The following is a 12125-nucleotide window of genomic DNA, read 5'->3' as shown; positions in this document are numbered from 1 at the left end:
TTAAGATTAACCAACTGGCTGAAATTGAAAACGAATCTGCCTAATATAGCCGCATTCAACCAAGGCGACTAGCTCACCTTAGTAACTTGAATGCGATAAATGCTGATATTGATTGCCCAATGTTAATTCTAAGCAAATGAAATTGCATGGGAATACTCGCGTTTATTCACGCTATAGCTGAAATTGTAACTAAATGGGCATCAGCAACTTTTGGCGCATTTATCGTTTGTTGCCACTCGCTGAGTGGCAAAAGAATTTTTATTAGTCCAAAATCATAACTCTCTGATTAAAAATTATTAGGCGTTTATGCACTTGTCCATGAGTTATAAAAATGCTTCGAAATGGGGCTTATTAGTCCTGTTGATTGGATTGGTGCTAAGCGCGTTATTAACAGGGTTGACGGGGCGCATGAACGCCCAAAAGATTGAGCAAGCCTTGCGCGAGGACGCGGAGCAAATCAGTGAGAACGTGATTAACCGTATCACCTTATATCAATATGGTTTACGCGGTGCACGCGGCACGATAGTCACTGCGGGTGAGCATGATATTAGTCGTGCTAGCTTCCATCGTTATAGTTTAACGCGGGATGTGGACCATGAGTTTCCCGGCGCCCGTGGATTTGGCTTTATTCGTCGAGTACCCAGTGCCGATGAAGCGGCATTTATAGCAAGAGCTCGTCAAGATGATTGGCCTGACTTTAATATTCGCCAACTTAACGCTCATGATGGCGAAAGATACGTTATTGAATATATTGAGCCAGTAGACCGCAATAAAGCTGCCGTTGGCTTAGATATTGCCTCAGAGGCACATCGTAAAGCCGCTGCCGATGCGGCTATGTTATCCGGTGAAGTGCGCTTATCTGCACCCATCACATTAGTGCAGGCTACGGGTAGGCCGCTACAATCATTCTTAATTCTGCAGCCTATTTATCGCACGGGTTTAGTACCTAAAACACAACAGGATAGACTGTCAGCCGGGTATGGTTGGAGTTATGCCCCCTTAGTGACGAACGAAGTTCTAATGGGGTTAGCGTTGAATCAGAAGATGACTAAGCTGTTGCTTAGCGATATCACCCAAGCTGAGCGTCCCATCAGTTTTTTTGAAACACACCCTGATGAGGCGTCTCCACTATCTGCATATCGCCATAAAATGACGAAAGACATTTTTGGTCGTAAATGGCAGATAGAAGTTATCGCTTATCCATCCTTTATTAAGTCATTGCATCTTAATCAACCCAGTTTAGTGCTGTTGAGTGGCAGTTTGTTTAGCCTGCTTTTAGCTGCGTTAATTGCCATGTGGTCCATCAGTTTGCAGCGTAAGCAGCAGGTGCTGCTTGAACAGGCTAGGCGCGCCAGCATGCTGGAGCATTCTCTCGATGGCATTATCAGTTATGACACTAAAGGCCAAATTACCAGTTGGAACCAAGGTGCGGAGCAGCTATTTGGCTATACCGAGGCGCACGCTCTTGGCCAGTCGTGTTGTAAATTGATTGTTCCTGCCAGCATAGTGCAGGAAGAAAGAGCATTATTCGCCGAAGTGTTAGCGGGGAAAACCTCTTTAAATCGGATAACTAGCCATCAACGGCAAGATGGTAGCCATTTATCGACCTCGACTACAGCCGTACCTATTTACGACGAGCACGGCAAGATTGCTGGCATGAGCCAAACGATCCGCGATATTACAGCGCAGCTTGAAGCTGAACGACATATTTTAAGCTTGAATGCGAGTCTCGAACGGCAAGTCACCAAGCGTACCCATGCGTTGCAGCAGGCGTTACTCGAAAACCAAACCTTGCTCGACACTATTAATCAACAGCTACTCTATTCCGTTACTGACCCCAATGGCGTCATCTTAGAGGTGAATGATAACTTTTGCCGCATTAGTGGCTATTCGCGTGAGCAACTTGTGGGGAAAACCCATGCAATACTCAAGTCGGGTGAACATGATGTGTCTTTCTGGCGATCTATGTGGCAACAGATAAACTCGGGACAGTCTTGGCACGGTGAAATCTGCAACCTTGATAAGCATCAAACGTTGAAATGGTTCGATACTGTGATTGGTCCAGTATTTGATGAATACGGTAAAATTGAACGTTTTGTGGCATTAAGGATTGATATTACCGACCGTAAGTTGACACAGATTGAGAAAAATAACTTAGGGTCATTACTGACTAACGTGCTCGATGCCGCCTCTGAAATGTCCATTATAGCCACTGATGTGCAAGGGAATATCACCATTTTTAACCGTGGAGCAGAGCGCTTACTTGGTTATTCAGCCGAGGAAATGATAGGCCAATCTACCCCTGCGCCTCTGCATTTGCTCGAGGAGGCGATGATAAGATCTGCAGAGTTATCCGCTGAATATGGTAAAGACATTCAAGGCTTTGATGTTTTCATCTATAAGGCAAGAGCCGAAGGTTCGGAAACCCGCAATTGGACCTATGTGCGTAAAGACGGCAGTCAGTTCCAAGTGTCACTTTCTGTCACTGCGATGCGTGACAGTGTTGGCGAGATTATTGGTTATTTAGGCATTGGCGTCGATATTTCACTGATGTTACTGCAGCAACAAGCACTGATGACGGCCAGTAACCATTTAAGTAAGGCCGCCGAAGTGGCTCAATTAGGTATCTGGACTTGGAATCTGCTCGGTAATTCGCTTGAATGGAATGAACGTATGTTTGCGATTTACGATCAGCCTGAAAGTCTTCGGGAACAAGGATTAACCTATGAGCACTGGTCGATGCGGGTCCATCCTGACGATATTGCTTTTGCTGATGCTAAATTGAAAGGCGCTGTGGAAGGAACGGCGCAATATGACCCTATTTTTAGGGTGGTAAGGACAGATGGCTCGATTCGCTACGTTCAGGCAGCCGCCCAAGTAGAGCGCGATAAACAGGGTCATGCTATTAGAGTGATTGGGATTAATTTAGATATCACTGAACAGCAACAATTGGAAGAAAGCTTGCGAGAGGCTAAGCAGGAGGCCGATACGGCGAGTGCGGCTAAGTCTGCATTTTTAGCCAATATGAGCCATGAAATTCGCACTCCAATGAATGCTGTATTAGGCATGCTGCAATTAATTCAATACACCTCTTTGTCTAGGCAGCAGCAAGATTATGTTAATAAAACTCAAACGGCTGCTAAGTCCTTATTAGGACTACTGAACGACATTCTCGACTTTTCTAAAATTGATGCAGGCAAGTTAGTACTCGATCTTCATCCTTGTTCGATTGAATTGCTGATGCGGGACCTTGCCGTTGTACTGTCGGGTAACCATGGTGATAAAGATGTCGAGGTGATGTTTGATCTCGACACGGCTTTACCTCCTTGGTTATTAGCAGATCAACTTAGATTGCAACAGATCCTCGTTAACCTCGCGGGCAATGCCCTTAAATTCACTCACCACGGTCAGGTGATTGTCGGCATTGAATGTTTACGCCATGAGGCAGATACAGTCACAGTACAAATTTCAATTACCGATACGGGTATTGGTATCAGTGATGAGCAGATTGAGCGGATTTTTACCGGATTTGAACAGGCAGAATCCTCAACATCACGCCGCTTTGGGGGCACAGGGCTCGGGCTAGCAATAAGCAAAAGGCTTATCGGCCTTATGGGCAGTGAGTTACATGTGACCAGCAAGGTGGGTGTTGGAAGCCGTTTCTGGTTTGATATGACGTTTCCTATTATACAAGTCGAAGAAACTCGGCACACAGACCTTAGCGGATACCGTGTGTTAGTGGTTGACGATAATGAATTGACGACGGAGATTTTAGAGAAAATTTTGACCGGATTTGGGTGTGAGGTTGAAACTGCCTTAGGCGGATATTCGGCTCTAGCGAAGGTTAAACAATCACATGAAAAATCGACACCGTTTGATGTGGTGTTGATGGATTGGCGTATGCCAGACCTTGATGGGCTGCAAACCGCCGAAATGCTGCGTAACTCAGACGCGAATAACCAGACTCCGCTGGTGGTGATGTTAACGGCTTACGGTCATGAAGTGATTGCCGAGAGTCAGCAGATTAGACATGTCCCTTTCGTTAATTTCCTCACTAAACCTGTGACATCGCAGATCTTGGCAGAAGCTGTGTTGAATGCCATCGAAGGTAAGACAATGGAGGCGCACCCTCAGCCGCGTTCACAGCGATTTTTAGCAGGGCTAACCATATTAGTGGTGGAAGATAATCAACTCAATCGACAAGTTATCGATGAGCTATTGAGTTATGAGGGCGCGAATGTCGTATTGGCAGAAGGCGGCATGGAAGGTGTTTCCTTGGTGCTCGAGAGTGGTGACTTATTCGATATTGTCATCATGGACATGCAAATGCCCGATATGGATGGATTGGAGGCGACTCGACGTATCCGCGCTGATGGACGTTTCGCAGCATTACCGATACTTGCGATGACAGCTAATGCTTCACAGTCCGATAGGCAAGAGTGTCTCAATGCGGGTATGAATGACCATGTTGGCAAACCCATCGATATGCCACTATTACTACCGAGTATTTTGCGCTTAGTTGGCCGTGAGGATATGACCTCTGCTGAATTTGAAGGGCACTGGCCTGAAGCGACGCAGGAGCAGAGTGATGAGCAATTACTCGATGATATTCGCCTGATCCTGCGTCGTTTTGGGGGTAATCAGTCTTTCTTCCAAAAAATGGCCAAAAGTTTTGCGCCTGAAATGATGAAGCAACTCGCGCTCTTTAAGCAGTCGACTAAGATATTTGATCACTCAACGGCGGCGGCGATTAGCCATGGTATTAAAGGCATTGCCAGTAATTTTGGTGCTCGGCGTTTAGCTGCGCATGCGGCTTACTTAGAGAAACAGTTTAAGCAAGAATGCCCTGAACTGATTGATATTAAGCGCTGGACGGATACGTTAGAGGAACTCATTAATCAGAGTAGTCAGAAGCTTTCAACCTACTTTGAGGTGGAAGAATTTAATGCAGTTATTAGCGATAATGTAGAAAAAGCCGTGTATTCTTCGGTATCGGTGCAAAGTGTTAAGACGGATCTTAATACCCTAATGACCCTATTAAAAGAGAACAATTTAGAGGCTATGGCCTTAACTGACCAGTTAGCTGAATTGCTGTCAGGCCATCCACAATGGTCCATATTGCATGGGCAAGTGCAAGCGCTCGATTTTAATCAGGCATTAGATACGCTACGGATTATCATGTTGGAGGAGGCGTAATGCATCTTGCAGAATTAATTGCTCGGCCCCAAAGTGAGAAAGGTAAGATCCTTATCGTTGATGATCAGCCGCTCAATATCAAAATACTGCATCAACTCTTCAATGAAGAGTATGAGTTGTTTATGGCGACCAATGGTGAGCAGGCGATAGCCATATGCCAGAAGGTACAGCCAGATTTAGTGCTGTTAGACATTGAAATGCCTGGTATGTCGGGTTTTGACGTTTGCCAACATCTTAAAGCCGATCCTGAAACCGCGACTATTGGAGTTATTTTTGTTACGGCTCATTTTGATGAAGTGCAAGAAGTTAAAGGTTTTCAGCTGGGAGCAGTCGATTTTATCCATAAACCTATCAATCCAATTATCACCACTGCGCGGGTAAAGAATCAGTTTACCCTCAAGCGACAATCCGATCTGTTGCATTCCATCGCGCTGCTTGACAGTTTAACGGGTGTCGCCAATCGACGTCAGTTTGAGCAGCGACTTCCTGAAATATGGAAACATTGCTGCCGCAACGAGTTAGCCTTATCTGTGGTGATGCTAGATGTGGATTTTTTTAAACGTTTTAATGATCGTTATGGTCATCAGGAAGGCGACCAATGTTTGCGACAAGTTGCAAAAGCCATTAGTGATGCTCTGCAGCGCGCGACTGACTTTGTTGCACGTTATGGCGGGGAGGAGTTTATTTGTATTCTGCCAGAAACCAAGCTTGCCGGTGCCATTCATACTGCACAGAAAATAGTGAATGCAGTACAAGCTTTGCATCTTGAACATCTCGAGTCGAGCTTCCAAGAAGTGACGATTAGTGCGGGTGTTGCGAGCGTGCTGCCCAAAAGTGATTTGACTTGGCAAACACTGATCGAAACAGCGGACCAGCAATTGTACTTGGCGAAAGAGAGTGGACGTAACCAAGTAGTAGGCCTAGGGCTTTAGCCTGTGAGTTTGTATGTGATTTTTAGCGTGCATTTTGTGAAATTGCCGCTGTTTTTTGCTCAGCATGTGGATAATAAAGAGTTATGAAAGCGCATTTGATCACCCGACAGGGTTGGCAAACTTTAGATAAAGAATTGAAGTATTTGTGGAAAGAATATCGGCCGCAAATCACCCTTAAAGTCCAAGAGGCGGCGGCGCAGGGCGACCGTAGTGAGAACGCTGATTACACTTACAACAAGCGTTTGTTAAGACAAATTGACGGCCGAGTCAGGTACTTAGTTAAGCGGCTGGAAGAGTTAAAAATCGTCGATTACTCACCGCAGCAGGAAGGTAAAATATTCTTCGGCGCTTGGTTTGAGCTCGAAAATGAAGCGGGTGATCGCGTGCGTTACCGGATCGTCGGTAAAGATGAACTCGATACCAAATTGGGCTACATCACCATCGACTCGCCCATGGCGCGTGCCTTAATCGGCAAGCAAGTGGACGATGAGGTGGTAGTGCAAACGCCATCGGGTCCAAAAGAGTGGTATATCAATCAGATCCGTTACACTCCTTTTGAAACCACTCTCGCCAGCGAGGCAGATTAGCGACAGGGTTGCCGCCGTGACAACCGCTGCGGTCACCATGGCATGACGGGGAAAGATCAAAGACTCTGCTTTGACCTAGGCTTTAGCATGAAACATACGGGGCGCCTGTGGTATCTTTGGCGCAATAACGACTTACTTTACAGTTAGGCACGACACTTTATTTATGCAAACTAATGCACATAACATCGCTCAGATTATCGCTCAAGAACTGAATGTTCGTGAGCAACAAGTTGCCGCAACCATCACTCTGCTTGACGATGGTGCGACGGTTCCCTTCGTTGCCCGCTACCGTAAAGAAGCCACGGGCGGATTAGACGATACGCAACTGCGTACCTTGTACACACGTTTAGGTTACCTGCGTGAGCTGAACGACAGACGCCAAGTGATCCTGTCTAGCATCCAAGCTCAGGGTAAGTTAACGCCAGAATTACAAAGGGCTATTGACGACGCAGACAGCAAGACACGTCTCGAAGATTTGTATCTGCCATTCAAACCTAAGCGCCGCACTAAGGGCCAAATCGCTATCGAAGCTGGGCTTGAACCATTAGCCGATGCCTTACTGGCTGACCGTAGCGCCGATGTCGAAGCCAAAGCTGCAGATTATATCAATAGCGAAGCGGGTTTCGCCGATGTGAAAGCTGTGCTTGAAGGCGCGCGTTATATCCTGATGGAGCGCTACGCCGAAGACGCGGAATTACTGCGTAAAGTGCGTGAACATTTAAGCCAAAACAGTGTGTTAGAAAGCCGCTTAATTGCAGGTAAAGAGAAAGAAGGCGCGAAATTCCGTGATTATTTCGAGCATACCGAACAGTTAGCTAAGATCCCTTCTCACCGTGCGCTGGCGATGCTGCGTGGCCGTAACGAAGGTTTCTTATCCTTATCTATGAATGCCGATCCTGCTGCCGAAGTGGGCCAAGGCAGTTATTGCGAAGTAATTATCTGCGATCACTTAGGGCTGAAATTGGGTGATAGCAGCGTCGACCAATGGTTGAAAACCGTGGTGACGGCGACATGGCGCATTAAGATTGCGCTACAGATGGAAACCGAGTTTATCTCGCAAATGCGCGAACGCGCCGAAGCCGAGGCCATTAAAGTTTTCGCCCGTAACTTAGGTGATTTATTGATGGCCGCTCCAGCGGGCGCGAAAGCGACCATGGGACTCGATCCAGGTTTACGTACTGGCGTGAAAGTGGCTGTGGTCGATAACACGGGTAAGATGTTGTGCCATGCGACGATTTTCCCGCACGCACCGCAAAATCTGTGGGAAAAGTCGATTCGTACTTTGGCTAACTTAGTCAAAATGCATAAGGTTGAATTGATTGCGATTGGTAATGGTACGGCATCACGGGAAACCGACAAGCTAGCCGCTGAGCTGATTGCCGCCGTGAAAGATACCCATCCACAGTTGACTAAAGTGATGGTCAGCGAAGCGGGCGCGTCTGTGTATTCAGCATCGGAATTGGCGGCGCTGGAGTTTCCTGATCTCGATGTCTCGATTCGTGGTGCTGTGTCTATCGCGCGTCGTTTGCAGGATCCGTTAGCCGAACTGGTGAAAATTGAGCCTAAATCTATCGGTGTGGGCCAATACCAACACGACGTGAGCCAAAGCCAATTATCGGGTTCGCTGGAAGCCGTGGTGGAAGACTGTGTAAACGGTGTGGGTGTGGATCTCAACATGGCCTCTGCGCCTTTGTTGTCGCAAGTGGCTGGTTTAAACAAGACGTTAGCGAAAAATGTGGTTGATTACCGCGATGCCAATGGTCAGTTTAAGAATCGTAAAGAGTTGCTGAAAGTGCCACGTTTAGGGCCTAAAGCCTATGAGCAAGCGGCGGGCTTTTTGCGTATTCGTGAAGGTGACAATCCACTCGATGCCTCGTCTGTGCATCCAGAGGCTTATTCGTTAGTGGAAACTATCGCTAAGACTAAGCAAGTGGAGCTGGCGAGCCTGATGGGTAACTCAGATCTACTGCGCAGCATCAAACCTGAAGAGTTCATTACGGCGGAGTTTGGTTTACCTACTGTGACGGATATTTTGGCCGAACTGGATAAGCCAGGTCGTGATCCCCGTGGTGAGTTTAAAACCGCCAAGTTTAAAGATGGTGTGGAAGAACTTAAACACTTGAAACCTGAAATGGTGCTCGAAGGCGTGGTGACCAACGTGACTAACTTTGGTGCCTTCGTCGATATTGGCGTGCATCAAGATGGACTGGTGCATATCTCTTCACTGACCGACAAGTTTATCAGCGATCCCCACACAATCGTGAAAGCGGGTGATGTGGTCAAAGTTAAAGTGATGGAAGTGGACGTCGAGCGTCGTCGTATCGGTTTGAGCATGCGTTTGGATGAAGCTATCGATCAAAGTAAATCGCAGCAAAGACCACATAATCCTGCCAGAACTCATAATGGTAAGGCACCACAGTCGACGAAACCTGCTGCACGTCCTGCACAAAAGCAAGCACCTAAAGCACCTGCGAACGCGGCCATGGGCAATGCCTTTGCCGATGCCTTCGCTAAGCTGAAAAAGTAAGCGTTAACCGTTAAGACTCGGACTTAAGCCATGTCCGAGTCGACTTTTTTACATGTTACTCACAAAATTGTTGCATCAATATCGTCTTAGGGAATATAAAGTCGGCATTTAATGCAACGTTAAGCAAAATCGGTTGTCATAGCACAGCTTATTCACCGATTTTTTTCAAATTGACACTCCAACGCTGAGTGGCTCTTTATACGTTTTGGGGTAACACATGCAATCTGGTTTATCACCTCGCGGGCACAACAATGCCCATGGGCCTTTCCGCGCCATCTTTATTTTCTCGCTATTAGTGCTTTTTATTGCCACCGCGAGCCGTATCGCTTTAGGGCTGTGGCAAGCCGATCGCGTGGCCGCTGTTGATGGTTGGTCGCATCTCTTAATCCAAGGTTTACGCGTCGATATCGCGACCCTGTGCTGGTTATGGGGTATTGCTGCCTTAGGAACCGCATTATTTTCGGGTGATCATTTTATTGGCCGTCTGTGGCAGCCGATTTTACGGGTGTGGTTAACTGTCGGTCTGTGGATCATCCTCTTTTTAGAAGCATCGACCCCTGCGTTTATTGAAGAATACGGTATTCGCCCGAATCGCCTGTATGTGGAATATCTGATCTACCCGAAAGAAGTGCTTTCTATGCTGTGGGCGGGTCGCAAACTTGAGCTGATCTTCTCCGTGCTATTAACTATCGGTACGCTTTGGGGGGGCTGGGTGTTAAGCGGTAAGCTCACTAAAAATCTACGTTTCCCGCGCTGGTACTGGCGTCCTGTATTGGCAGTGCTTGTTATCGCCATGACGTTATTAGGTGCGCGTTCAACCTTAGGCCATAGACCGATTAACCCTGCTATGGTGGCGTTTGCCGACGATCCATTAGTGAACTCTTTAGTCATCAACTCAGCCTATTCATTAGTGTTTGCCATCAAGCAGATGGGTAGTGAAGAAGATGCCTCTAAAGTGTATGGCAAGTTAGATAACGCTGAGATTATTGCGACCATAAGACAGGAAAGTGGTCGTCCTGAAAGTGTATTTACCTCAACGGATATCCCATCGCTAAGCTTTAACCAAGCCAGTTATACCGGAAAGCCAAAGAACTTAGTGATCCTACTGCAAGAGAGTTTAGGCGCACGTTTTGTGGGGAGTTTAGGTGGTTTACCCCTGACTCCGAATATCGATGCCTTGTCCAAAGAAGGTTGGTATTTCGATAACTTGTACGCCACTGGCACTCGTTCAGTGCGCGGGATAGAAGCCGTAACGACAGGTTTTACCCCGACTCCAGCTCGTGCTGTGGTGAAACTGGGTAAGAGCCAAGTTGGCTTCTTCAGCATAGCTGAATTACTTAAAAATCATGGCTATACCACGCAGTTTATTTATGGTGGTGAGAGCCATTTCGACAATATGCGTAGCTTCTTTTTGGGTAACGGCTTTAGTGACATCATAGATCAGAAAGATTATAAATCTCCGGCCTTCGTGGGTTCGTGGGGCGCGTCAGACGAAGACTTAATGCGTAAGGCGAATAGTGAGTTTGAGCGTCTACACAGTGAAGGTAAGCCTTTCTTTAGTTTAGTGTTTAGCTCGAGTAACCACGATCCATTCGAATTCCCTGATGATCGTATCGAGCTGTACGAGCAACCTAAGCAAACCCGTAATAATGCGGCGAAATATGCCGACTATGCGATTGGTGAGTTTTTCAAACTGGCGAAAAATGCGGACTACTGGAAAGATACGATTTTTATCGTGGTTGCCGACCATGACAGTCGAGTAGGTGGTGCGGATCTGGTGCCAGTGTCACGTTTTCGTATTCCTGGTTTAATCCTTGGGGATAATTTAGCGCCAAAACGCGATCATCGTATTGTGAGCCAAATTGATTTACCGCCAACACTTCTATCATTGATTGGTATTTCAGACTCTTATCCTATGCTGGGCCGAGATTTGACTCAGGTCAGCGATGATTGGCCTGGACGCGCGTTAATGCAATACGATAAAAACTTTGCCCTGATGGAAGGTAAAGATGTAGTGATCCTGCAGCCAGAAAAAGCGGCTCAAGGTTTCGAATATAACGAAAAAACTGAGCAGTTAACGCCTTATGCGCCAGCTGCGGCAGCGTTAGAGAAGAAAGCCTTAAGTTGGGCATTATGGGGCAGTTTGGCCTACCAGCAAGAGCTGTATCGTTTGCCTAAATAAGCGTTAAACAGCATAAGAAATGCCGCTATTTAGCGGCATTTTTGTTTATTATTTTTGTTCATCTTGTGCGGGAAAAGATTAATCCGATTGGAATAAGTTAAATCCACGTCGACATGATAGATTCTTGCTCTGGCTGAGTCTGTTGTTGATAGAACTGACCAATGCGTTGTCCAAGCTGTTGATAAAATTGAGTCGATTCACCTTGAAGCGATTGACGCGCCGCACTGCTGGTATTCGCTTTGGCGTTACTGCTGGCATAATTTGCCGCACCTTGACTGACCTTTAAGCGGATATCCTTACGTTGCAGCGCCGCTTGACCGCGTGCGGCAATTTTTAGCGTCTTAGGTAAAACTCGCTCGGCCACCACAAGGGGGGCTTTTTTCTCTTGTTGCTGTTGGCTTTGTTGCTGCGAGGATTGCTGTTGCTGCTGTTTTTCTTGAACTTGTTGCTGATTATTCTCGAGCGTTTTGGTTTGTTGCTGAGTTTGATCTGCTGTGCGTTCATTCTGCGAATTAAAGGCACGTTCTTCATGGCCTTTAGTGGCAGCTTGTGGGGGAATGACCACAGGTTTCAGTTGGTTGTCGACCCGAGCCGAGTCCGTTGCGACATTACTGGTCGCTAGTGGGACTTGGGGGTAGTTACTGACAACTAACATGGAAAATTCCTTGGTGCACTAATGGTTAAATACTAGTCATTAATCG

Annotated in this window: 6 protein-coding genes; 5 read left to right on the top strand and 1 reads right to left on the bottom strand. The window is 46.8% G+C overall.

Going from position 1 to position 12125, the window contains the following annotated elements; genetic code table 11:
* Positions 1-306: 306 nt before the first annotated feature.
* The 5 genes from OX890_RS01220 to OX890_RS01200 all read left to right on the top strand — a co-directional run bounded on the left by OX890_RS01220 (position 307) and on the right by OX890_RS01200 (position 11424).
* The gene (locus tag OX890_RS01220) at positions 307-5196 is read left to right on the top strand and encodes a PAS domain S-box protein (protein WP_310473087.1); all 4890 of its coding nucleotides are present in this window, start codon (positions 307-309) and stop codon (positions 5194-5196) included.
* The gene (locus tag OX890_RS01215; RefSeq protein WP_259574041.1) at positions 5196-6128 is read left to right on the top strand and encodes a diguanylate cyclase; all 933 of its coding nucleotides are present in this window, start codon (positions 5196-5198) and stop codon (positions 6126-6128) included. Before OX890_RS01220 ends, OX890_RS01215 begins: the two co-directional genes overlap by 1 nt.
* 83 nt (positions 6129-6211) lie before the next feature.
* Positions 6212-6715, top strand: coding sequence for a transcription elongation factor GreB (gene greB, locus OX890_RS01210; RefSeq protein WP_006079584.1), 504 nt, complete (start codon positions 6212-6214; stop codon positions 6713-6715).
* 163 nt (positions 6716-6878) lie between these two features.
* On the top strand, positions 6879-9242 hold the full coding sequence (locus OX890_RS01205) for a Tex family protein (protein ID WP_107402935.1): 2364 nt from the start codon (positions 6879-6881) through the stop codon (positions 9240-9242).
* A 217-nt stretch (positions 9243-9459) separates the two neighbouring features.
* On the top strand, positions 9460-11424 hold the full coding sequence (locus OX890_RS01200) for an LTA synthase family protein (protein WP_115335808.1): 1965 nt from the start codon (positions 9460-9462) through the stop codon (positions 11422-11424).
* Between the two features lie 97 nt (positions 11425-11521).
* Here OX890_RS01200 and OX890_RS01195 read toward each other — a convergent pair whose 3' ends face one another.
* Positions 11522-12079 carry a hypothetical protein gene (locus OX890_RS01195; RefSeq protein WP_268649961.1) on the bottom strand — a complete coding sequence of 186 codons (558 nt, stop codon included), beginning with the start codon at positions 12077-12079 and terminating at the stop codon, positions 11522-11524.
* Between the last annotated feature and the right edge of the window lie 46 nt (positions 12080-12125).

The organism is Shewanella sp. DAU305 (assembly GCF_026802235.1).
Taxonomy (GTDB): domain Bacteria; phylum Pseudomonadota; class Gammaproteobacteria; order Enterobacterales; family Shewanellaceae; genus Shewanella; species Shewanella baltica.
Note: the sequence above shows the minus strand (reverse complement) of the source record. Positions and strands in the feature narration are given on the sequence as shown.